Below are 21,163 nucleotides of genomic sequence, written 5' to 3'. Positions count from 1 at the left end.
TCAGGCGCCAACTCCAAATTGCAAGGATTCGCCCATGACAGGCTTCGACCGCCAGACGATCTCTGACACCACCGCCAAGATGCTGCTCGAGGTCCAGGCCGTGCATTTCAACGCGGACAAACCGTACATTTTTACTTCCGGATGGGCGAGCCCGGTTTATATCGACTGCCGCAAGCTGATCTCGTATCCGCGCGTGCGACGCGCCCTGATGGAGATGGCCGAGACGACGATCCTGCGCGATATCGGCTATGAGCAAATTGACGCAGTCGCAGGCGGGGAGACGGCCGGTATCCCGTTTGCCGCGTGGCTGTCCGACCGGCTGATGGTGCCCATGCAATATGTGCGCAAGAAGCCGAAGGGTTTCGGCCGGAACGCGCAAATTGAAGGGTTGCTGACTGAGGGCCAACGCGTCCTGCTGGTGGAAGACCTGACCACCGACAGCCGCAGCAAGATCAATTTCATCAACGCGCTGCGCACGGCCGGCGCGACGGTGAATCACTGCTTTGTGCTGTTTCACTACAACATCTTCAAGGAAAGCGTCTCGGTGCTGAAAGATATCGACGTGGAATTGCACGCGCTCGCCACGTGGTGGGACGTGTTGCGCGTCGCGAAGGAAGCGGGCTATTTCGAGACAAAGACGCTGGATGAAGTCGAGAAATTCCTGCATGCGCCGGCACAATGGTCAGCGGCGCACGGCGGCGTAACAGTGGCGCCGCAATAATCCGCCCTCCTGAAATATTGTGTAATAAAAAAAGCCGCTCGTTTCTGTAAACAAGCGGCTTTTTTATGCAACAAAATTAACGAATATTATGTATTTGCGGGAATGGCGTCATCCAGATTTCCATCGCCCACATAAGCCGATAGATTTAACAACCCATTACTCTGGGCATATTGAAACAATTCAGAATCCCGTTCAATTCCCAGCTTACGCATGGCGGTATTTTTTTGAGTACTGATCGTTTTAATACTGCGCTTCAACTGTGCGGCAATTTCAGTAATGGTCATTCCGGACACGAATAAGCGCACCACTTCCAGTTCCCGCTTCGACAACACCACGTCGCGCTGCTGGCCACTCGCCGACAAGCCCATGCTGTCGAGCGCCAGACGCACCGACGGCCCAATATATTCCTGTCCGCGCATCACGTGAACGATGGCCAGTCCGATGTGGCTCAGATCGTCGGACTTGTTGATCACGGCCGTCACACCTACCTCGCGCAAGCGTTTCAGGAGCGCGGGATTTTCGAGCATGGTCAACACGACGATGCGCACCGTCGGAAACTGACGCCCGATATAACCCAGCAACGGCATGCCGTCGCCATACTGGCCGCCCGGCATGGCGAGGTCGGATACGACCACGTCGCAGGGCGATTTTTGCAAAAGCTGAATCAATTCCGTCGATTGACGCGCTTGCCCAACCACTTCGATCTCGGGAAACTTCAATAGCGCCTGCGCGGCGCCAAACAGAATAACAGGATGGTCATCGGCAATAATGACTTTTATCCGTTGACCCATTATTTACCCCTCGCTCGTAAATGAACAAATCCCTCGCGCATTTTAGGCAATGTGCTCTTACTCATTACATTGGCCCTTCAGCCGGGAGAGCGAAGCTGCGGCTAAACCCGAAGTCACGGCGTTGACCGTTGCTGAGTCTTGTTTTGAACATTTGAAAAATTTTGTCCTTTCCCGCGATGTTAAACTTGAATCCAGCTCTAAGCCAATTTCTGAGACAAAATACATCGTTGCAGTGGGTGAAACGCCAGATTTGGCCGCGCCCGTGACCGGAGAACTTGCACCATGCGCTTGGGGATCGGGCTTGTGGTTTGTGCTGTGTACCGCGCTGTTGATTGGCGTGTCGTTAGGTTCCGAATTTCCCGCCGCGCGATGCTGTTAACAGTTTTCTGCGCCGCGATAGTATCAAATGCGCCGCGTGCGGTCGCTGAAGTTATCGCCGCGGCCCCTTTCACGTTGACAAGTACCGACTTGCGCCCGAACCAGCAAATGCCGCTCGTGCTCGTCTTCGACCAGAACGACTGCAAAGGCGGCAACCGGTCGCCGCAGTTGTCATGGCGCGGCGCGCCGGCAGCCACGCAAAGTTTCGCGGTCACCATCTTCGACCCGGATGCGCCCGGCCGCGGCTGGTGGCACTGGGCTGTCGCGGGCATTCCCGCGAACGTCTCGCAGTTGCCATCGAACGCCAGCGCCTCGGGCGTCTTGCGCAAAATGGGCGCCGTGGAATCGCGCAATGACTTCGATGTCGACGGTTATGCAGGCCCCTGTCCGCCACCAGGCAAACCACACCGCTACATCGTCACGGTCTATGCACTGAACAGCAGCGACCTGCGCCTGCGCCAAAGCAGCCCTTCGCTCATGTTCGAGCACGAAATCCGGACTACAACCATCGCCAGCGCGCAACTCGTCGTCACCTATGGGCGCTGAACGTCTTTGATGGCGCGTCGGCAGGTCCAATTTGGCTTTGCTAGACTCGCCGGTGAACTATCACCCGCCGGCGTCATTTTTTGGCAACCGGCCAAGTTATCGCGAAGTCGCGTGGTTCCGGTTGTTCTTGCGCAACCCGCGACTTTGTGTCGCAAACGGGGAATGAAATGCCGAAAATCGTTATCGTTTATCACAGCGGCTACGGCCATACGAAAAAAGTCGCCGAAGCCGTGCTCACCGGCACGATCGATGCCGGCGCGGACGCGAAACTGCTTGCCGTCGGTGACCTGGACGACGCCGGCTGGACCGAGCTCGACGCCGCGGACGCCATCATCTTCGGCGCGCCCACGTACATGGGCGGTCCGTCAGCCGACTTCAAGAAATTTGCCGATGCGAGCTCCAAACCGTGGTTCGCGCAATCGTGGAAGGACAAGATCGCGGCCGGGTTCACCAATTCGGCGACCATGAACGGCGACAAGCATTCGACCATTGCCTACCTCGTCACGCTCGCGATGCAGCACGGCATGATCTGGGCCGGCACGGGCATGATGCCGTCTAACACGAAGGCGGCCACCCGCAACGATCTGAACTATGTCGGTGGTTTTTCAGGCTTGCTGACGCAATCGCCGGCCGATGCCTCGCCTGACGAGGCCCCGCCGCCCGGCGATCTGGAAACGGCCAAAGCGTTCGGTGCAAGGATCGCGGCCGTCGCGGCGCGCTGGAACGCAAAGTAGTTATTTGACGGCATTGCAACGTTTTTCAGACCGATCGGCCGATGTGCCCGGCAATGCCATCGCGTTGTCGCGGAAGCGCATTAAAATGGCGTTTTGACCGCGCTCGGGCTCCATCATCTCCGGGCGCGACCGACCCAGCGAGATCGAGATGACCACGAAAGTATTTGTCGACGGACAGGAAGGCACCACCGGCCTGAAGATTTTCGAATATCTGTCCGAGCGGCGTGACGTCGAGGTGTTGCGTATAGAAGAAGCCCGGCGCAAGGACGTGGAAGAGCGCCGGCGGCTGATCAATGCGTCGGACGTTACGTTCCTGTGCCTGCCGGACGTCGCTTCGCGCGAATCGGTTTCGCTGGTGAACGCGGATAACCACCGCACGGTGGTGATTGACGCCAGCACGGCGTTCCGCACGCACGACGACTGGGCATACGGCCTTCCCGAACTCATGCCGGCGCAGCGGGAGCGTTTGCGTACTGCGAAGCGCATCGCGGTGCCGGGTTGTCACGCGTCGGCCTTCCTGCTCGCAATGAAGCCGTTGGTGGCAGGGGGCCTTGTTCCCGCCGATTTCGCCGCGCACGCGTATTCCATCACCGGCTACAGCGGTGGTGGCAAGAAGATGATCGCGGACTATGAAGCAGGCGGGAATCCGAAGCTCGACAGCCCGCGGCCTTACGCGCTGGGTCTTGCCCACAAACACCTACCGGAAATGGCGGTGCGCTCGGGACTGAAGCATGCACCGGTGTTCACGCCTATTGTCGGCAACTTCCTGAAGGGTCTCGCCGTCACCACGTACTTCTCGCCCAATCAACTGTCGCGCACCGCCAGGCCGCAAGACGTGCAGGCGTTGTTTGCCGAGTACTACGCGAACGAACCATTCGTGCGCGTATTGCCGTTCAATGCGGACGGCAATCTCGACGACGGCTTCTTCGACGTCCAGGCTTGCAACGATACCAACCGGGTCGAGCTGTTCGTCTTCGGCAACGACGAGCGGTTCGTCACCGTTGCCCGGCTGGACAACTTGGGCAAGGGTGCGTCCGGCGCGGCGATCCAGTGCATGAATCTTGCAATCGGCGTCGACGAAGCAGCGGGGCTCTCGCGCTAAGCCTATTTTCGCGACTCCAGCAAAGCTGAGCGCGCCAAGCGCTCAACCCAGCTAAAAGCCGGTTTCCGCCATTGTGCGAAACCGGCTTTTTCACGCCTGCGTTTTAACCCGCATTGTTGTAATCCGCGTTTCTATTCACCCAGTCAGCGCCTCGGCCTCGTTTTCAAATCTCCGCCTCGCAAATTCCACGCAGGTCAAACAGAACTTCCGCCGCGGTTTTCCTAGGGATTATCCTAATTTATTTACGAACGTTCGTTCGTCGATGATTACGCGTTTTCGCACTTAAACCTTCTTCGTTTTGCATCGTATCGAAACAGATTTTCTCTAATTCACCTTACGAAAAAACTTTTGTTTCAATGCGCCGTCTGCGCCTTATCAGTCAAGGCACCGCCGGAACACTGCTGTTTGAATCGACGCATTAGACGATTCAGTCGGTTGACACACGAAAAGGTGACAGCGAAATTACACGCGCAAAACTAGATAAGGGAGACAGCGGTATGCCGTATGCCATTTCGAAAGGACTTGCGCTCGCACTTGCGAGCGCGCCGTTGTTTGTTGCGTGCGGTGGCGGCAACGCCGACAACCCGGGTCCGATCAACACGCCGCAATGTTCGGGCGCGAGTTGTGGCACGCAAGGCGCGCCGGGTGTGGGTGCGGGCGCCGCGCCGCTATGCCCGGCCAACGCGGACATTGTCTCGAGCACGTATCTGGGCGGCGCGGGCAGCGGCGAGATCGTGAGCCTGAACATCGACGCGGTGAACATGAAATACACGCTGAAGTGGCTCGAGTCGCCAATTCCGCTTGTCACCGGGACCGTCAACCCGACCCGCAAGGGCACAACCATCGCCGGTGCCGTGGTGCACCCGCCGGCAGGCACCCTGCCCACGGCGGAGCAAACGCGTTGCGCGTTCGTGCTGACGCCGGGCGGTGGCCAGGCATCGGATGGATCGATCTACACCACCGCGGCCGCGTTCAACCAGGCGAACCCGCCGACCATCTTTATCGGTCAGGGCGTGGCCGGCGGCGGCATTCCGGGTGCGACCGTGCAGTACAGCGGCGCGACGCTGACCGCCGACGGCGTCCACGCCATCCCCGGTTTTCCGTCACTGTTCCCGGTGCCGAACCGCCACTTCGACTTCTACCCGTTCATCGGTTTCTCGACGGTGAGCACGAACGTCGCGGATCTCAAGGGCACGTATAACGCGCTGCTGTACCACCTGGTTCCATCGAACAACTACTCGACCACGACCACGCAAGCACAGGAATCCTTCGATACCGCCGGCAACTGCACAGTGCCCGTGCCTGCATCGAATACGTCTTGCCAGACGACGGGCGGCGCGTGGACGGCAAACGCCGGCGGGTCGTACTTCACCAGCGCGGTCGCCCCGCAAGTGCAGGGCAAACGTTCGACACCCGTATTGCCGCTCGTCGGCCAGCTCACGTTCCCGGCAGTGGCGAACGCGAACATGGTGATCGGCAAGATCAACGGCGCGATCGTGCCGATCGTCGTGCGTACGGGCCAGGTCTTCGTGCCCTCACCACTCACGCCGCTGAACACATCCGCCGCACAAGTCGACGATGAATCCGGCATCGCCATGCTCGCTCCGACCACGGCGCTTACGTCGGGCGCGTTCGATGGCGGTTATGTCGGCGCGGATTCGAACTTCAAGTACACGGCGGCGCTGCTGCAAGGTCCGGTTGGCTCGTTCATCAATCCATCGACGCAGGCTACCGAGACCGGTTTCGGCATGAGCTACGCGCAACAGTTGCCAGGCTTGATCGGCGTGCAGGACCAGAACGGCGGCCAGGGTGCGCTGATCTCGGCGGGCGGCCTGTACGGCATTTTCATTGCAGGCAGCACGGTGAATGGCGGCCTGAGCTCAACGTCTGCTAACGCCGACACGCCGGCGAGTCCGTACTTCGGCATCGGCGCGCTGCTCAGCAAATAAGCACTGCCGGGCACGCGGTCGCACCGACGGACACGACAAGCACTCACGACCAGGGTAGCCGGCACGCGCCGGCTACCAACGAAAGACGAACGAACAAATGTGGATGGAGACAGCAGTATGAAATGGAGAACTTTTGCGTTGGGTGCGATGGGTGCGGCAGTCGCCAGCGTCACGCCGTTCCTCGGCGGCTGCGGCGGGGGCAGCGATGCGCCGCAAGCGCCGGTCGTCCGGCTGTGCCCGGCGTCGCTTGACTACACGACCACCTTCACCGGCGGCGGCGGCAGCGGCGAACTCATCAAGCTGCAACTCGACACGACGAAACTCACATGGCAAGTGACCTATGTGGAATCTCCGATTCCAGCCGTCACCGGCACGGTGTCTCCAACCCGCGCCGGCACCTCCCAAACCGGCACGCTGACGATGGAAACCGGCCTGCCCACGCAAAAGCTCAATCAGTGCGCATACCAGTTGAACGGCGCGACGCTCGACCCGACGCGTCCCGCGCGCATCTTCGTGGGCGAAGGAGTGGCGGGCGGCACGATTCCGGGCAAGGAACTGCAGTTCGGCGGGATTCTCGGCCAAGGTGTTGTCCCTGACCGGATCTTCCCGTACTACCCGTTCATCGGTTTCTCGATGCTCGAGACCAATCTCGCCAATGTCGCCGGGACATATAGCCAACTCGGCTATCACGAGATCCCATCGCAAAACTACGCACGCATCTCTGTCGATTCGAAGATCACCATCAATGCCGACGGCACCTGGCAAGAGTGCGACAACACCGGCGTGAATGCCGGCAAGTGCAGCCAGGCGGGATCGAACTTCACGCAATCGCCCGATGGCAGCGGTGCGTTCGTCACCAACAACTTCCTTGGGCAAGGCAACCCGACACTCGCCGCCGGTCCGCTGGGCAAGGGCTACATGATCGTGGGCAAGCTGCGTGGCCAGAACGTGCCGATCCTCGTGCGTACCGGCACGGCGAACGCCACGATCACCACGGGCATTCCGCCGTTCGCCGACGACGAATCCGGCATTTCGATGATGTCGCCGCAAACCAGCGTGGCATCGGGATCGGTGAACGGGGAATACGTCGGCGTGGATAACGCCTTCGACTACCGCACGACCGCGCTCAGCGGCACGCAGGCCACCTTGATCGATCCGTTCCAGCCGTCGCAGGTTGCGTTGTCGCGTGCGTTGAATCTCGATTACACCGAGACGATTCCGGGTCTGGTGACATCGACGGTGGTGGGTGCGTCGACCGGCACGACGCCGACCGGCAAGTTCATCTTCTCTGGCGGCGTGTTCGGCTACCTCGACCAGAGCGACCCGGCGACACCGTATTACACCATCGGCTCATTTGTGCAGTAACCGTCCGGCAGCCCATCAAGAACGGCTGCTTGCGAACAACGCCCGGTTTTCTACGAAGTCGAGCCGCGTTCGCATGACGGCCTGTAACCGAAGAGAGACGAAATGAAAAAGCTTTTGGCTGCGGGAAAACCGTTGGCGGCAGCGGTCGCTGCGTGTGCGTCGCTGTCGGCCCATGCACAGAGTGCCGGCGATAACGTCGTGGGACTCGGCTGGTTCCACGTCATGCCGCAGGATTCGAGCGATGCGCTGACCACGCATGTAGCGCCCACGCCGATCAATACGCCGCTGCGGTTGCCGTCGCAATTCACGTCGGCGGGGACGAGTTTGTCGACGAAGAGCGCCGATACGTTCGGCCTCGTCTTCACGCACTTTTTCACCGATCACATTGCGACCACGTTCGTGGGCGGTGTGCCGCCTGAGTTCGAACTCGATGGCCACGGCACGATCCAGCCGCCGGGGCCGGCGGGCGCGCTTGGCAACCAGAATCTCGATCAGACCAATCCGATCGTGAAGAGCGTGCGGCAGTGGAGCCCGGCACTGATTTTCCAGTATTACTTCAATGCGCCGACTGCTGCATTCCGGCCGTTTGCGGGCATTGGCGTGTCGTATAACTTCTTCACGAACATCAAGCTCACCAACGGTTTCGAGACATCGACGCAGAATAATCTTGGCGCCGTGCTGGCTGCGGGCGCGGGCAAACCGGGACCAACATCGGTTGAGGCGAAGGCTTCATCGTCGTGGCAGCCGGTGTTCAATCTTGGCGCGACTTATAACTTCGACAAACACTGGGGTTTGATCGCTTCGCTTACCTACATTCCGTTGAAGACGACATCGTCGTTGATTATCAAGGCGGCCGATGGGACCGAACTTGCTACGACGAAGACACGGCTGAAGGCCGATCCGCTGATTACGTTCTTGGCGGTTTCGTATCGGTTTTGACGGCGCGTGGGGCCGAAAAGGGCTAAAAAAGGATAAAAAAAAGCCCGCCTAAGATGGGCGGGCTGAATCCATATCAGTGGAGACATGGAGGAGACAACCCCACTGTACCAAAACTATTGGTGCAGCGCAACATCCTCCTATCGATCCACGTCAATTTGTTGCGAGCGGACAACATCAAGGCTGAGTCATCGAGAGAATAAAGCCCAATTGATCGATGGAAACCGGTTTCACCAGATGAATATCGAAACCCGCTTCCTGCGTCATCGCATGATGTTGCGGCTGTCCCCAGCCAGTCAGCGCAACCAGCAGCATCGCCGGGCCCTCGGGCAATGCTCGCAAAGCACGCGCAGCGGAAAGACCGTCCATTGGCGACATGCCCAGATCCAGAATCACAACTTCCGGTCCGAATTGCCGCGCCACATCGAGCGCCTGCGCACCGCACGACGCCTGCGCCACTTGATGGCCCAGCCCCGTCAACAAGTTCGCCAGGCAGCTTAGGGCGTCGTCGTCGTCATCGGCTATGAGTACTCGCTTGGTCACGACCGTCCCCTCATTTGCCCGACACCGCGAGCGTCAACTTTCCGGCACCCGCGGTGGCTGCGGTGATCTGCGTGCGCTGCCCTCGCGCGCCAATATAAAAATGCTGCCGACCCGCCGAGTTTTGATCGTGTGTCGCGTCCGGCAAGCACGCGGCAATGTCCGCCGCCACGCCTTGCAAAGCATCCGCCGCCGACCCGGCGTTTGCCCCCTTCGTCCACGTACAGCTATAGGTGCCGGCTTTCGCCGCGCACTGCGCGTCGCTGCCATAAGGCTGCGCGACAGCTTTGCCATCGTCGGGTCGCAAGGAGGTGAAGCCATCAGGTGCGGCCGCCACAATGCGCTTGAGTGCATCGCAGGGATTGGGAGTGTCGTCGGCGAGAGCGATCCGCGGCGCGCTCAGGCAAGCCCATGCAAGGCCCGCCGATGCCGCCACGAACATGAGACCCCGAAGAGTGCTTTTCATAGTGGGCGCTGTCCTGTCTCCGCTTCGTCTTTTTATAAGCTGGCCTTGAAACCGACACAGAATCCAGCTCTCAAGCCAGCTTCCGAGTCGTTTCCAAACCAGCTTCCAAGCCGGTTTCGTCGTCGACGAGACCTTTTGAAAAGCCTGCACCAGCGGCGTGTGTCCGTATGTGCGCCACCGAATGCTGTCCAGAATGCTGTCAAATTCGAAACGATCCCGAACCTGAGGCGAACGGCGCGACAAGTATAGGGACGTTCCCGTCCATTGCCTCTATTTATTGTCGATACAACGCCGCCGCATCCGGACTTTACTTTTACCAGCGAGCAAAAATCAAACCGTATTGATCACACCTTCTTTCCCGCGCGCCGCGCCGCGACCTTTCCCAGCACGGCCAGATCCTTGTCGCCGTCGCCCTGGGCGAGCACGTCGATCAGGTTGTCGCGCACCAGACTTGCCACCGGCAGCGCCACGTTCACGGCGTCGCCCGCAGCGAGCGCCAGCCGAACGTCCTTCAGGCCAAGCCGGGCCTTGAACAACGCCGGTTCATAGCGGTTGTCGGCGATCATCCGGCCATAGCCCTGGTACACCGGACCCGGAAACAGGGTGTTCGTGATCACGTCGAGAAATGCGTGTGGATCGATGCCATGCCCCGTCATCAGCGACGCGGCCTCAGCAGTGGTTTCGATCGCCGATGCCAGCATGAAGTTCGCCGCGAGCTTGAACACGTTCGCGTGTTGCGGTGCGGTACCGACGCGCCACGTCTTCTGGCCGATGACATTGAAGATAGGCTGCACGCGAGCGATGGCGTCATTGGCGCCCGCCGCCACGATATTCAGTTTGGCCGCCGCCGCCACGTCCGGCCGCCCGAGCACGGGTGCCGCGACGTACGCCACGCCGTGGCGCTCGTGCAGGTTCGCCAACTCCTCGCAGAACGCCACCGAGATCGTGGCCATGTTCACGTGTACCAATCCCTTCGGCGCGCGTTCTAGCAAGCCGCTGTCCAGCAGCACTGCGCGTAACGCGGAGTCGTCGGCGAGCATGGAGAACACTGCGTCGCCCGCGAACGCTTCATCCGCTGATGCAACCACGCGCGCGCCTTGTTCGGCGAGCGCCTTGGTGGCGTCGGGCGAACGGTTCCAGACGCGCACCGTGTGGCCAGCCTTCAATGCGTTTAGCGCCATGGCGCCGCCCATGCTGCCGAGTCCGATAAATCCGATGTCCATCTTGTCCATGCTGTGCTCCATTGTCGACCAGAGTTCCCGCTTTAGCGGGTTACTCTGGTCCCATGCAACCCGTTGCGGTCGACCAGAGTTCCCGCTTTAGCGGATTACTCTGGTCCCATGCAACTTTCGTTGCGTTTGACGACTTCAAATGCCCGCCACTCGCCCCACTTCGACACGCCTCAAAGCAGCCGCGTCGAAGCGATGCGATACTCGAATCCATGACGACTGCCACGTTCCGTTTCCATCGGGAGTTAAATGAGTTCCTGGCGCGGCCGCAGCGCGAACAGGTGTTTGCGTGCGTGTGTCCGGTGGCGTCGACGACCAAGCATATGATCGAAGCACTCGGCGTGCCGCACACGGAGATAGCGCTGATTCTACGCAACGGTCTGCCCACCGGCTTCGATACCCTTATGGAAGACGCCGATTCTATCGATGTCTATCCGCCCGGCGTGATGCCTCGCGCGCTTGAAATCGTGCATCCGCTGCGCGCCCCATTGCGGCTGGAGTCGCTGCGTTTTATCGCCGATGCCCATCTTGGCGGCCTGGCTCAACTGCTCCGGTTAGCCGGTTTCGATACTCGCTACGACAATCATTTCCCCGACGATGAAATCGAGCAGCTTGCGCTCGCCGAACATCGCGTGGTGCTCACGCGCGATCGCGAATTACTGAAGCGCCGCTCGCTGGTCCACGGCTGCTATGTGCGCACGCTGCAACCCGATGCGCAATGGCGCGAAGTCGCGACCCGGCTCGGGCTTGCGCAGCATGTCCGCCCGTTCCGGCTGTGCCTGATGTGCAACGCGCCACTGCGTCGCGCGAGCGCGGACGAGGTGATCGATCGCGTGCCGGAAGGTGTGCTTGAACGGCACGCGCGGTTTGTCACGTGCGATGTCTGCAGAAGGGTATTTTGGGAAGGGTCGCACTGGAGGCGGATGCGGGCGCGGATCGAAGAATTGATGGAAGGTGCGCCAGGTAATCCGCCTGTTCCAGCGTCCGGCTAATGACTCAATAATGGCTCAGTAATAACTCAGAAACAGCGCAGAAACGGCTCAGTGCTGGCTCAAGCCGGGAGGTGCGTACAATACGCGCCTCGGCACTGTGCCTTTATAGCTTTTGGAGCTTCGCGTGAAAAAATTCGATATGGAAAAAAACAAGGCGCTCAAGCTGGCCAACGGCCTGAAGCAAAACAGCGCGTCGAGCTTCGGCCCGCAAGCTGGGCAACCGAAGCTGGACAAACGCGAACAGCGCCGTCTGGATCAGGAAAAAGGACTCGTGCCGTTCGCCTGCAAGCTGGACAGCGATCTCGTCAAGCAATTGCAGGAACATGCCGCCAAGCACGAGGGCGGAATGACGGAAGCGTTGACGGAGTTGTTGGTCAAGGCCGGACTGGAACGCAAGGCGGCGGTTTAAGCGCGTCCGCTGAGTTTGCGCAAATGACCTCAGGCGGGCTCAAGGCGGCGTGATAACCGCGGATGGTCGTGGGCCGAAGCGCAGCGCGAATATATCGTCTGCTGAATAGAGGAGCCGTTCCGGCGTCTTGCGGAACGGCTTTTTTACGCGCGCCCTCGGTCGAAGCCTCACCCGACAGGCCGAAAATTTGTGCAAGTACTGCATGCGAGCACGCCAACCGCCTATCTGGCCGGAAAACCTCGACAGGCCCGCGCGAACTTATTTCAAACGCTCCCTTCTTTCTCAATCACCAGGATTCGCGCGACACCCACCGGCTCGGCGACATGTTCATCGCCGAGCTGGGCGTGAAAGATATCGCCGGCATCGAGTAGCACTTCTTCCTCCACGCCCTCTCTCCTCACGCGCATTCGCACCTGGCCCTGCATGACCGCGAAGACCTCCTCGCCTTCGTTGACGTGCCATTTATACGGCGCGTCAGTCCAGTGCAGGCGGCATGAGACGCCGTTCATCGTGGTGATATCGAGTGCGCCCCACGCGCGCTCGGCGGTAAATTCGCGGCTTTTAACAACTTTCATTGGTCATCCGGCAAGAGATCAAGAGATCAAAACATCAAGACAAGACCCGCGCTTCGTCGACATCGGCATGACGGGCGGAAGGTATGAAGGCAACCGCAATGATCGAGAGCGAGATACCCGCCATCACGTAGAACGTGGGAGCGAGCGGCGAACCGGTAACCTTGATGAGCCACGTCACCACGAACTGACCAAAGCCGCCGAACAGCATGACGGCGATGTTGTACGCAATCGATAACCCCGTCGAGCGGATATGCGTCGGGAACAACTCGGCTAGCAGCGCGCCGAACGGCCCGTAATAACCGGCAAGCGTCACCGACAAAACACCCTGCACGATAATCAATCGCGCCACTCCAGGTTCAGCGGAAAGCCACGCGAACAACGGATAAATGATCACAAGCGTGATGATCAGCGACCACAGCGACAAACCCTTGCGGCCAATCCTGTCCGACCATGCGCCCGCTACCGGCGAGAGCACCGTCAACAGCAAGTTACCCACGATCAACGCAGTGAATGACTGGCCAAACGGCAGTTTCAGTTGCTTGACGGCGAACGTCGGCAGATAACCGATCAGCACATACACCGTCACCGTCAACGCAATGACCGCGCCGAGTCCGCACATCACTTCGCGGCTATGTTCACGGAATACTTCACCGAGCGTCGCGCGCCGCGCCATCTTTTGCGCATGGATAAACGCCTCGGTTTCAAGCATGTTACGCCGCAGGTAAAAACCCACCGGCCCGATGATCAGCCCGAAGATGAACGGCACGCGCCAACCCCACGACATCAGCGCTTCGGGCGACATGGTGCGCGTAATGATCGATCCGACAATAGCACCCAGCAGCAGCGACGCCGCCTGGCTCGCCATCTGGAAGCTGCCGTAGAAGCCACGCCGCGAGAACGGCGCCGCTTCGATCAGCAATGCCGTCGCGCTGCCGAACTCGCCGCCGGCCGAGAAGCCTTGCAGCAACCGCGCGAACACAATGATCAGCGGTGCGCCGAGTCCGATGGCCGCGTACGGCGGCGCGATAGCGAGCAGGAAAATGCCGAGCGTCATCAACGCAATCACGAGCGACAGCGCCGCTTTACGTCCCGCGAGATCGGCGTAAAGACCGAGTACGATGCCGCCGATGGGCCGCAGCACAAATGCCACGCCGAAGGTCGCGGTGGTCAGGAGGATGGAGGAATAGTCGCTGGTGGTGGGGAAGAACAGCTTCGAGATCACGACAGTCATGAAGCTGAAGACCACGAAGTCATACCATTCGAGCGCGTTGCCAATCACGGCCGCCACGACCGCGCGCGTGTTCGGCGTTTTACTGAAGGCACGTGAGCCACTGGCGTTGCCTGATCTCACCATTGCCATGTCGCCTTCGCCGTGGGGCGTTTCGGTTGCGCTGGGGTTCATCGCGTGCGTCGAGGGTGCGGCACTTTGAGGCTTTGACGCTTTGACGCTTTGACACGCTGGGTCAAATGCCTTGGCGAGTGTAAAGAGCGCTGAGATCGTTTTCAAGCGGCAACACAAAGACGCGCCCGGCCTGTCAGGCGGGGCGCGTTCGATGAGCACCGGCTACGTTGCCGGTCTGCTCCGGCTTGCTCAGACTTTCTTGTCAGGCTTTCTTGTTATAAGCGTTGCACCAGCCCTTCGATGCGACCTGCTTGCCCGCAAACATGGGGCAGCCGGCGAATGCGTCGGTGGCTTTGCCTTGATAGAACGAGCAATTGCCGCAATCCTGGCCGGCGGCGTAGCGCGGGAATTTGGCTTTATCGACGGTTGTGGCGTCGAGCTTGTAGCCGAGGCTTTGCGCCATTGAATCTGATTCGGGCAGTTTGACAGGGTCAGCGAACGCGGTACGCGATACCGCCAGTGCCGATGCCACGCCAATGCTCGAAATCAGGAACGTGCGTCGTGAGGACTTCATGAGAATGTGCTCCGTTGTATTGGGGGTGTGCGCCGTTCTTGTCGACGACGATCTCCAAAGCATATCAACGTGAAGCACCACAAACTAAGCCAAATCTTATAGATAACCGATGGCGAAAGGTCGCAGCGGGTTTGCCCTCAGGTCACCCGAATTCAAGTCACTTTAAGGCACCCGCCCGTCAACCCAGCATTTTCGCGACCTTCTCCGCAATCGCCAGCGACGCCGTCAACCCGGGCGACTCAATCCCAAACAAGTTCACCAACCCGGCCTTGCCGTGCGCCGCCCGTCCCTGGATCAGGAAATCGGCGGCCGGCTGCCCTGGCCCGGAAAGTTTCGGCCGAATACCTGCATAAGCGGGTTGTAGTGCATCGTCGGGAAGATTCGGCCAATACGCCCGAATGGCTGCGTAAAAACTGGCCGCGCGCTGCGGATCAACGGTGTAGTCGATCTTCTGGATCCATTCCACGTCAGGGCCGAACTTGGCATGCCCACCCATATCGAGGGTGAGATGCACGCCGAGTCCGGCTTCATTCGGCATCGGGTAAATCAGGCGATCGAAAGGCGTCCGGCCGCTTACGGTGAAGTAGTTGCCCTTCGCGAAATACAACGGCGGCACATGGCGCGCGTCGAGCCCGCGGATGCTTCGCGCGATCTGGTTTGCAGACAGCCCCGCGCTGTTGACCACACAGCCGGCCTGGAAGGCCGTTGGCGCCTCGCCCCCCGTTTCCACGATAAACGCGCCGTCGCGGGCGTCGATATCCGTAACCGGCGTATGAAACGCCACCGTGGCGCCGTCGCGTTCCGCGTCGCCTTGAAGCGCGAGCATGAATTGATGGCTATCAATAATGCCGGTCTGCGGCGAGAAAAATGCTTCCACGCATTGAAGCTGCGGCTCCATCTCCATGGCTTCGGCGCCGCTTACGCGAACCAGGTCCGTAACACCGTTTTCGACAGCCTTGTTCTGGATGGCCGTCAGTTGGGGCAACTGGTTGCGCGCCGTGGCGACGAGTAGTTTGCCGCAACGGTTGTACGGGACGCCATGGGCGTCGCAATACTCGTAGAGCATCGCCCTGCCACGCACGCACAGATCGGCCTTCAGCGAACCGCGCGGGTAATAGAGCCCCGCGTGGATAACCTCGCTATTGCGCGAACTCGTGCCCGTCCCGACCGCGCCGCCCGCCTCGAGCACGATCACCTCGCGGCCGCGCGCGGCCAACGCCCGCGCGACGGCGAGTCCGACCACGCCTGCGCCAATCACCACACATTCGATTCTGTCCATCTCACTATTCTAGGCCAGCCGGCACAACTGCTTACGACCGCTTACGATCGCTTCACGCGCTTTATTGCGCTTTTTGTGCGATTGGCAATACTGACCGCCACAAGGCATCATTTTCCGAAATAATCCGGGCCAAATCAGGAAATATGGCTTTTTTGCCCGGAAAAAGTCAGTTTCAGGCCATATTTTGAGGGGTTTTTGCAGATTTCTCCAAAACACGCGGTCAGAACCCGATCGATTTCTTTCGTCCACCATTGCCTAATTCGATGTCTCGGGCCTGCACTTCATGCCGGTTATCGATGCGTGCATTGCCAAAAGCATTGAGCATGGCGCGCCGCATGGCTCGCGGGGAAGCCTGCGTCAACGCGTCGAGCGGCGCGTCGCCGAGTGTTTCCGGGAAGCGTGCGCCCCACGCGTGTGCGCTGCGGATCTCGTGATAAATGGACTGAGCGATCCGGCGCGCGCCATCGCGATCCGGCGGCGCGATTTCGTACACGTTCATCCGGTTCAGCAACGGCTCGGGAATCGTGTTTGCCTGATTCGCCGTCGCGATCCAGACCACATTGCCGGCGTTGATCGGTATTTCAGCGAATTCATCGATGAAACTCTGCGCCGTATCGTGTTCCAGCAGCGCGTACAACGCGCCGAGCGGGTCGTATTGGGCGTCGCCGGTGGCTTTATCGATTTCATCGACCGTCATCACCGGGTTGGCGTAACTGCCGTTCACGAGGGCATCGAACACTTTGCCCGGCTTCGCGTTGCGCCATTGCGACGACGCGCCCGACAAGATCCAGCCCGCGGTCAGCGAACTCATGGCGAGGTAATGGCAGGACGTGCCGAGCAAACGCGCAAGCTGTTTCGCGAAATGCGTCTTGCCAATACCCGGATCGCCGAGCAGCAGCATGGGCATCAATTCGAGGCGGTCCTCGGTTTCGAGGCACAGCGCGATCTGCTTGCGGACATCGTTGAGCGGCTCCTGGAAATTGGGCAGATCCGCCACCAGATCGTCTATGGACGGCATCCGGTTCGGTTTGACGCAAAAGCGCAGATTGCCCGCTTTCAGCATCTTTTCGTACGTCGCGCGCAGCGCCTCACTGCCCCCTTCGCTCAGGTCGTTCAACGCAGTTTCCACCTCGTCCAGGTCATAGACCTTACTGAACGACGCCACGGCGAGTTCTTGTTTGACTACGGCGGTGCTCATCGCTTTCCCCGGTTTTATTGATTGGCAAATCCAGTTTATCGGCCATAAAGCTGCACGCAAGCGAGCAGTCCCGGGCGTCTGCTGCTAATCGCATAAAAATGCGATGGCTTCGGCAGGCGAGCCCAAGCGCTTGTATGATCGTCAGGTTGCGCTGCGGAAAAAACCGCTGTGAGCGGGTGCAGAAAGTGCGGTAGGGAAGTGCGAAAGTGCATAGTCGGCGCATCGCCGGATTGGGCGGAACACAAGAGATTGCTGCAGTTTTTGCGTTCACGCGGGTAGCTTTTGGAAACACGTCAGAGCTGAACGCCCGCGGCGGATCAGTGTCAGAAATTGATGTCAGAAGCAAGCTACCCGGATCGAACGGGCCATGGCCCGGACGTAATAAGGGATCAGGAGAAAAGCACACATGTTGAAACACCATACGGCAGCGTTGCTGTTCTGCGCCGCGATCGCCGCGCCTTTCAGCGCCCTTGCACAAGGCACGCCGCCGCAGCCGGTCAAATGGGAACTGCAGGTTTTGCAGGACGGTCAGCAGATCGACAGCTTCACCGGCACGACCAGCGTCGGCCAGGCCCGCACCGATACCCATCATCACGTGGTAAAAAACAACGTAGGTTGCGCGGACAAACCCGCCGGCGACATCGACCTGCAGCGCACCCTGACCATTTCCCCCGTCCACGCCAACAGCGACGACATCACGTTGCAGATCGACGCGCAGGAAACCTTGCAAAGCAATGACGCACCGGTGACCGTGGCGGGTTGCAAGCTGCCGCCCCAACCGCGTCAGGTCAGCGCCACGCATCCCGGGCTGGTCCTCAAGCCGGGCGACTGGTCGACTTGGCAGATCGTCGACAAAAATCCGTCGCTCACCTACAAGGTTCGTGCGACGCTGGCAACGGCTGCGCAGTAGCGCGCCGCGCGTCGATCACACTCGACGCCGCCGCGTCCCGCACCGCGCCGTTCAACTTCGCGGTAAAAACATTCATCGCATGCGAAATCCAGAACATTTCACCTCCGGCATTCCCTCCGCTCACGACACCCCCGATTTCGTGGCCGTGAGCTGGAATCTGCACAAGGGCCGCTCACCGCTCGGCCTCCAGGCGTGGAGCGCGATGCAGCGCTGGGTCCAGTCGACCAAAGCGGATGCCTATTTCCTGCAGGAAGCGATGGCGCGCCGGATGCCGCAGCCGGTGCTGGCGGCGAGCTTCGGCAATCCGCTCGATGCCCCGGTCGATGACATCTGGCATTGTCAGGCGACGGAAATAGCGACATCGCTCGATTTACAGATCGCGCTCGGGCAGAACGTGTTCAAACCATCGTGGCGGCATGGCAACGCGATTCTTTCGCCGCATCCGCTCGATCTGGGCGGACGATGGGACATCTCGGCGCATCGGTTTGAGCGGCGTGGCCTGTTGGTCGCACGCGCCACGTTTGCCGGGCGCTCGGTCACGCTGCTGTGCGCGCATCTCGCGTTGACGCGGGCGGCGAGGCTGCGGCAAATGAACTGGATCGCGTTGTGGATTTCGAAGGAAGCGCCTGAAGGGCCGCTCGTTTTGGCGGGCGACTTCAACGACTGGCGTAACGATTCGGTGGGTGTCTTCGGCGAACTTGGGATGAGCGAAGTGGCAACCATGCTCGGTGAATCCGGGCGGACCTATCCGGCGTTTTCGCCCGCGCTCGCGCTCGACAAGATGTTCGTGCGCGGTATGAAACCGGTTGAATGGATCACACCGACGCAGGACACCGCCTGGCTGTCCGATCATCTGCCGTATATGGCCAAGCTGCGGGTGGAGTAAGCGGGGGTTTTACTTCGCGCTTTATTTCGCGCCTTACTTCGAACCACCCGAAAGCGACTCGGCGATCACGGTTTCTATTGCAGTAAAAGAGACGGGTTTGACCAGATGATGGTCGAACCCGGCGTCGCGAGCCGCTTTCTTGTCGCTGTCCGCGCCGTAACCCGTCAACGCGATCAGCAACGCGGTTTTAGTCACTACGCGTGTGCGCAACTCCCGCGCGACTTCAAAGCCATCCATGCCGGGCAAACCGATATCCAGAATCACGACATCGGGCGCGAAGTCATCGACCATGGCAAGCGCGCTCAGGCCGTCATGCATCACACGAATTTCGTGGCCGAGCGTTTCGAGCAGCATCGACATGGCTTCGGCGGCATCGACGCTGTCATCGACGAGCAAGACCCGGCGCGGTTGAGTGGATTCGCCGGGCGCGCTGTCGATCGTCGTCATGGTACTTTCCTGGATTTTTGAGAATTCTGAAGGTGCTCGCACGCTCAGTGAATCATGCACGCGGATAATTTCAGGATGATACCGGGAAAGTGGATCTGCCCCGTTAGCTGTAGTTGCGTACGCACCTTGACGTGACCCGGAATCTTCATGGGAGAGATGCTCGACAAGTACGGGTGACCGCAGTAGGCTTCGCATCAAATTATCGTCGGCCGCACGCCAGCGAAAAAAGGCTTCTCATCTTGGATTTTTTGAAGAGCAAAGGGCGACGCTTCACCTAGTTAGTGCATCCAAAAGCTTATTTATCCGAAGCCGGTCTCCTGCATCAACGGAGCTCATAGGATAGTTCGCATCACCGAGCCTGACCGGCCCAGCATTGGTACTCAAGCTTAATTTACCATTTACAATGGCTAAATAATTGACGTCATAACAGTAAGGATCATCTTCTCCAGTGGATCGCTTATTAAGCAAAATAAAATCGCTCAGCTGAAGTTTTTTGACGTCCACGGGATGGCAAAGTTTCCGCGATGAAAATTTATCGTGAATTAATATATCTTTTTTATTCATTAGCATATCTTTTTCAATAAAGCGCCCGAAATTTAGACGCCTTAAGAAATCTCTTTTCCTCTCGGCAACCCAAATTACGTTGTCCTCCGCTGAGTCGCCACTCCGGCATTGGATTAAATATTTTGTGCTCTCTTTTTTCCATACGACAGAAAAATTAGAGGATTCACAAAGCAACTTAGATTGCATATCGTTGTTGCTCGGATGAAATATGCATTCTTGGCTCGAACTGCACTCGCTAACGGAGCTGCCCGATCTCGCCCGCGCCAAATCGAATCCGAAAACGGCATAAGAAGCCATGACAGTACATGATATTATTTTAAATATTACAGACATATTTCGTTGCATCTCTTGAAATTAGTTCGAAATTCGCGTTCGTTCTACGACGAGTAATTCCATTTTCCGTACTCGCAAAACTGCTTTGTTGGAGTATGCCTAATCGACGACTCATACAATCAGAGACGTATTGAGGCAAAGCCTTTCTAGCTCGCTCTTCGAGGGCGATTTTTACAAGCCCTCTTTGAGTCGTTGGTTTTTCACTTTCATATCTAGCCTTGATTTGACTTATTGCCGGATGCAAGTTGTTTTGTTGAACGGCAAGATCATAGAATGCACAATATGATTGAAGCTCCACCTGATTCATCAATACCGGCGAAATCGTTCGAAGAAATTCAACACATTTTAGTACTCCTGGATGATACGCCGCGCTAGCAGTATCAACTTGCATCTCTTGGAAACTCAATATGTCGCCCAAATTTGCAAATGACTGTTTCCAATTTCTGTTTTGTGCTTGCTGGGTCGTTGCCCAACTAAACAATGCCGCTTGGTTTCCTGTAGAAAGCGCCGCTTCGAGCACGTCATAGTTTGAATTGGAGTCAAAACATCCCTTAAATGCGATCGGGTCGGCGACCCGCATGCTTTCCAGTAGCGGCCCTAACGTACCTTGCCCCACGCCCGGCCCTGCTCGATGTACGGCTTGATCTTCTCATCGCAGAACACCTCGATGTGCACCATCCGGTTGCCCGCGCTCGGCTCTCTTAAATGGTCGTAGTGGCCCAGATGCCCGATCAGATCTCCCGCGTTAATCTTGACGGGTTTAGGCAACACGACAACCTGATCGAAGTGCGCCTCCGACAGCACCGCCTCCATCAATTGATGACCATGTGCTTTGCCCAGAAATATCCAGCCGGTGTTGGCCTCTGGATCGGCGAAACTGCCAACACTCGCGGCAAT

Annotated in this window: 23 protein-coding genes and 1 pseudogene; 11 read left to right on the top strand and 13 right to left on the bottom strand. The window is 58.9% G+C overall.

What is annotated here, in order from left to right:
* Positions 1-34 precede the first annotated feature (34 nt).
* Entirely contained in the window at positions 35-721 is a 687-nt protein-coding gene (locus BSU04_RS41855; RefSeq protein WP_089166064.1) for an orotate phosphoribosyltransferase, read from the top strand.
* 86 nt (positions 722-807) lie between these two features.
* On the opposite strand, the gene BSU04_RS41850 is transcribed toward BSU04_RS41855, so the two are convergent.
* Complete coding sequence (locus tag BSU04_RS41850; protein WP_089166063.1) at positions 808-1,512, bottom strand: response regulator; 705 nt, start codon at positions 1,510-1,512, stop codon at positions 808-810.
* A gap of 369 nt (positions 1,513-1,881) precedes the next feature.
* Between BSU04_RS41850 and BSU04_RS41845 the strand changes: the two genes are divergently transcribed.
* From BSU04_RS41845 to BSU04_RS41820, 6 genes are all read left to right on the top strand, one after another.
* Complete coding sequence (locus BSU04_RS41845; RefSeq protein WP_089166062.1) at positions 1,882-2,436, top strand: YbhB/YbcL family Raf kinase inhibitor-like protein; 555 nt, start codon at positions 1,882-1,884, stop codon at positions 2,434-2,436.
* A gap of 167 nt (positions 2,437-2,603) precedes the next feature.
* On the top strand, positions 2,604-3,170 hold the full coding sequence (locus BSU04_RS41840) for a flavodoxin family protein (RefSeq protein WP_089166061.1): 567 nt from the start codon (positions 2,604-2,606) through the stop codon (positions 3,168-3,170).
* Positions 3,171-3,318: 148 nt separating this feature from the next.
* Complete coding sequence (argC, locus tag BSU04_RS41835; RefSeq protein WP_089166060.1) at positions 3,319-4,272, top strand: N-acetyl-gamma-glutamyl-phosphate reductase; 954 nt, start codon at positions 3,319-3,321, stop codon at positions 4,270-4,272.
* Positions 4,273-4,769: 497 nt separating this feature from the next.
* The gene (locus BSU04_RS41830) at positions 4,770-6,221 is read left to right on the top strand and encodes a DUF2957 domain-containing protein (RefSeq protein ID WP_089166059.1); all 1,452 of its coding nucleotides are present in this window, start codon (positions 4,770-4,772) and stop codon (positions 6,219-6,221) included.
* Positions 6,222-6,338: 117 nt separating this feature from the next.
* Positions 6,339-7,586, top strand: a complete 1,248-nt coding sequence (locus tag BSU04_RS41825; RefSeq protein ID WP_089166058.1) for a DUF2957 domain-containing protein — start codon at positions 6,339-6,341, stop codon at positions 7,584-7,586.
* Positions 7,587-7,688: 102 nt separating this feature from the next.
* Positions 7,689-8,525, top strand: coding sequence for an OmpW/AlkL family protein (locus tag BSU04_RS41820; protein WP_089166057.1), 837 nt, complete (start codon positions 7,689-7,691; stop codon positions 8,523-8,525).
* Between the two features lie 174 nt (positions 8,526-8,699).
* Here the strand turns inward: BSU04_RS41820 and BSU04_RS41815 are convergent, their stop codons facing one another.
* The 3 genes from BSU04_RS41815 to BSU04_RS41805 all read right to left on the bottom strand — a co-directional run bounded on the left by BSU04_RS41815 (position 8,700) and on the right by BSU04_RS41805 (position 10,772).
* Complete coding sequence (locus BSU04_RS41815; RefSeq protein ID WP_089166056.1) at positions 8,700-9,065, bottom strand: response regulator; 366 nt, start codon at positions 9,063-9,065, stop codon at positions 8,700-8,702.
* Positions 9,066-9,075: 10 nt separating this feature from the next.
* A complete protein-coding gene (locus BSU04_RS41810) occupies positions 9,076-9,504 on the bottom strand; it encodes a hypothetical protein (RefSeq protein ID WP_089166055.1) in 429 nt (142 codons plus the stop codon).
* A gap of 368 nt (positions 9,505-9,872) precedes the next feature.
* Positions 9,873-10,772 carry an NAD(P)-dependent oxidoreductase gene (locus BSU04_RS41805; RefSeq protein WP_089166054.1) on the bottom strand — a complete coding sequence of 300 codons (900 nt, stop codon included), beginning with the start codon at positions 10,770-10,772 and terminating at the stop codon, positions 9,873-9,875.
* Positions 10,773-10,969: 197 nt separating this feature from the next.
* Between BSU04_RS41805 and BSU04_RS41800 the strand changes: the two genes are divergently transcribed.
* The gene (locus BSU04_RS41800) at positions 10,970-11,749 is read left to right on the top strand and encodes a Mut7-C RNAse domain-containing protein (RefSeq protein WP_089166053.1); all 780 of its coding nucleotides are present in this window, start codon (positions 10,970-10,972) and stop codon (positions 11,747-11,749) included.
* 139 nt (positions 11,750-11,888) lie between these two features.
* Positions 11,889-12,158, top strand: coding sequence for a hypothetical protein (locus tag BSU04_RS41795; protein ID WP_089166083.1), 270 nt, complete (start codon positions 11,889-11,891; stop codon positions 12,156-12,158).
* A gap of 263 nt (positions 12,159-12,421) precedes the next feature.
* Here BSU04_RS41795 and BSU04_RS41790 read toward each other — a convergent pair whose 3' ends face one another.
* From BSU04_RS41790 to BSU04_RS41770, 5 genes are all read right to left on the bottom strand, one after another.
* A complete protein-coding gene (locus BSU04_RS41790; RefSeq protein WP_089166052.1) occupies positions 12,422-12,733 on the bottom strand; it encodes a cupin in 312 nt (103 codons plus the stop codon).
* A gap of 34 nt (positions 12,734-12,767) precedes the next feature.
* Positions 12,768-14,087, bottom strand: coding sequence for an MFS transporter (locus BSU04_RS41785; RefSeq protein WP_089166082.1), 1,320 nt, complete (start codon positions 14,085-14,087; stop codon positions 12,768-12,770).
* 250 nt (positions 14,088-14,337) lie between these two features.
* Positions 14,338-14,649 (bottom strand): high-potential iron-sulfur protein, encoded by a 312-nt coding sequence (locus BSU04_RS41780; RefSeq protein WP_089166051.1) that lies wholly within the window; start codon positions 14,647-14,649, stop codon positions 14,338-14,340.
* Positions 14,650-14,827: 178 nt separating this feature from the next.
* The gene (locus BSU04_RS41775) at positions 14,828-15,928 is read right to left on the bottom strand and encodes an NAD(P)/FAD-dependent oxidoreductase (RefSeq protein ID WP_089166050.1); all 1,101 of its coding nucleotides are present in this window, start codon (positions 15,926-15,928) and stop codon (positions 14,828-14,830) included.
* Positions 15,929-16,148: 220 nt separating this feature from the next.
* On the bottom strand, positions 16,149-17,126 hold the full coding sequence (locus tag BSU04_RS41770) for an AAA family ATPase (protein WP_089166049.1): 978 nt from the start codon (positions 17,124-17,126) through the stop codon (positions 16,149-16,151).
* 406 nt (positions 17,127-17,532) lie between these two features.
* On the opposite strand from BSU04_RS41770, the gene BSU04_RS41765 reads away from it, so the two are divergent.
* Together BSU04_RS41765 and BSU04_RS41760 are read left to right on the top strand one after the other, a co-directional pair.
* On the top strand, positions 17,533-18,036 hold the full coding sequence (locus BSU04_RS41765) for a hypothetical protein (RefSeq protein WP_089166048.1): 504 nt from the start codon (positions 17,533-17,535) through the stop codon (positions 18,034-18,036).
* Positions 18,037-18,115: 79 nt separating this feature from the next.
* The gene (locus BSU04_RS41760) at positions 18,116-18,922 is read left to right on the top strand and encodes an endonuclease/exonuclease/phosphatase family protein (protein WP_089166047.1); all 807 of its coding nucleotides are present in this window, start codon (positions 18,116-18,118) and stop codon (positions 18,920-18,922) included.
* 33 nt (positions 18,923-18,955) lie between these two features.
* On the opposite strand, the gene BSU04_RS41755 is transcribed toward BSU04_RS41760, so the two are convergent.
* The 4 genes and pseudogenes from BSU04_RS41755 to BSU04_RS46930 form a co-directional block, all read right to left on the bottom strand.
* Positions 18,956-19,369 (bottom strand): response regulator, encoded by a 414-nt coding sequence (locus BSU04_RS41755; RefSeq protein ID WP_256983883.1) that lies wholly within the window; start codon positions 19,367-19,369, stop codon positions 18,956-18,958.
* Positions 19,370-19,639: 270 nt separating this feature from the next.
* Entirely contained in the window at positions 19,640-20,119 is a 480-nt protein-coding gene (locus tag BSU04_RS46095; protein WP_144021518.1) for a hypothetical protein, read from the bottom strand.
* A 130-nt stretch (positions 20,120-20,249) separates the two neighbouring features.
* Positions 20,250-20,846: a hypothetical protein gene (locus tag BSU04_RS46090; RefSeq protein WP_144021517.1), complete on the bottom strand. Its 597-nt coding sequence runs from the start codon at positions 20,844-20,846 to the stop codon at positions 20,250-20,252.
* Between the two features lie 17 nt (positions 20,847-20,863).
* Positions 20,864-21,163, bottom strand: a pseudogene (locus BSU04_RS46930) (chitinase); the annotation flags it as partial.

This window comes from Caballeronia sordidicola (genome assembly GCF_002220365.1).
GTDB classification, from domain to species: domain Bacteria; phylum Pseudomonadota; class Gammaproteobacteria; order Burkholderiales; family Burkholderiaceae; genus Caballeronia; species Caballeronia sordidicola_C.
Note: the sequence above shows the minus strand (reverse complement) of the source record. Positions and strands in the feature narration are given on the sequence as shown.

Excerpts from the sequence above, each read along its gene's own strand:
- BSU04_RS41770 (WP_089166049.1), bottom strand. The coding sequence starts at position 17,126 with ATGAGCACCGCCGTAGTCAAACAAGAACTCGCCGTGGCGTCGTTCAGT.
- BSU04_RS41760 (WP_089166047.1), top strand. The coding sequence starts at position 18,116 with ATGCGAAATCCAGAACATTTCACCTCCGGCATTCCCTCCGCTCACGAC.
- BSU04_RS41850 (WP_089166063.1), bottom strand. The coding sequence starts at position 1,512 with ATGGGTCAACGGATAAAAGTCATTATTGCCGATGACCATCCTGTTATT.
- BSU04_RS41805 (WP_089166054.1), bottom strand. The coding sequence starts at position 10,772 with ATGGAGCACAGCATGGACAAGATGGACATCGGATTTATCGGACTCGGC.
- BSU04_RS41825 (WP_089166058.1), top strand. The coding sequence starts at position 6,339 with ATGAAATGGAGAACTTTTGCGTTGGGTGCGATGGGTGCGGCAGTCGCC.
- BSU04_RS46090 (WP_144021517.1), bottom strand. The coding sequence starts at position 20,846 with ATGCGGGTCGCCGACCCGATCGCATTTAAGGGATGTTTTGACTCCAAT.
- BSU04_RS41755 (WP_256983883.1), bottom strand. The coding sequence starts at position 19,369 with ATGACGACGATCGACAGCGCGCCCGGCGAATCCACTCAACCGCGCCGG.
- BSU04_RS41810 (WP_089166055.1), bottom strand. The coding sequence starts at position 9,504 with ATGTTCGTGGCGGCATCGGCGGGCCTTGCATGGGCTTGCCTGAGCGCG.
- BSU04_RS41800 (WP_089166053.1), top strand. The coding sequence starts at position 10,970 with ATGACGACTGCCACGTTCCGTTTCCATCGGGAGTTAAATGAGTTCCTG.
- BSU04_RS41775 (WP_089166050.1), bottom strand. The coding sequence starts at position 15,928 with ATGGACAGAATCGAATGTGTGGTGATTGGCGCAGGCGTGGTCGGACTC.
- BSU04_RS41830 (WP_089166059.1), top strand. The coding sequence starts at position 4,770 with ATGCCGTATGCCATTTCGAAAGGACTTGCGCTCGCACTTGCGAGCGCG.
- BSU04_RS41790 (WP_089166052.1), bottom strand. The coding sequence starts at position 12,733 with ATGAAAGTTGTTAAAAGCCGCGAATTTACCGCCGAGCGCGCGTGGGGC.
- BSU04_RS41840 (WP_089166061.1), top strand. The coding sequence starts at position 2,604 with ATGCCGAAAATCGTTATCGTTTATCACAGCGGCTACGGCCATACGAAA.
- BSU04_RS41855 (WP_089166064.1), top strand. The coding sequence starts at position 35 with ATGACAGGCTTCGACCGCCAGACGATCTCTGACACCACCGCCAAGATG.
- BSU04_RS41780 (WP_089166051.1), bottom strand. The coding sequence starts at position 14,649 with ATGAAGTCCTCACGACGCACGTTCCTGATTTCGAGCATTGGCGTGGCA.
- BSU04_RS41785 (WP_089166082.1), bottom strand. The coding sequence starts at position 14,087 with ATGGTGAGATCAGGCAACGCCAGTGGCTCACGTGCCTTCAGTAAAACG.
- argC (WP_089166060.1), top strand. The coding sequence starts at position 3,319 with ATGACCACGAAAGTATTTGTCGACGGACAGGAAGGCACCACCGGCCTG.
- BSU04_RS41765 (WP_089166048.1), top strand. The coding sequence starts at position 17,533 with ATGTTGAAACACCATACGGCAGCGTTGCTGTTCTGCGCCGCGATCGCC.
- BSU04_RS46095 (WP_144021518.1), bottom strand. The coding sequence starts at position 20,119 with ATGCAATCTAAGTTGCTTTGTGAATCCTCTAATTTTTCTGTCGTATGG.
- BSU04_RS41845 (WP_089166062.1), top strand. The coding sequence starts at position 1,882 with ATGCTGTTAACAGTTTTCTGCGCCGCGATAGTATCAAATGCGCCGCGT.
- BSU04_RS41795 (WP_089166083.1), top strand. The coding sequence starts at position 11,889 with ATGGAAAAAAACAAGGCGCTCAAGCTGGCCAACGGCCTGAAGCAAAAC.
- BSU04_RS41820 (WP_089166057.1), top strand. The coding sequence starts at position 7,689 with ATGAAAAAGCTTTTGGCTGCGGGAAAACCGTTGGCGGCAGCGGTCGCT.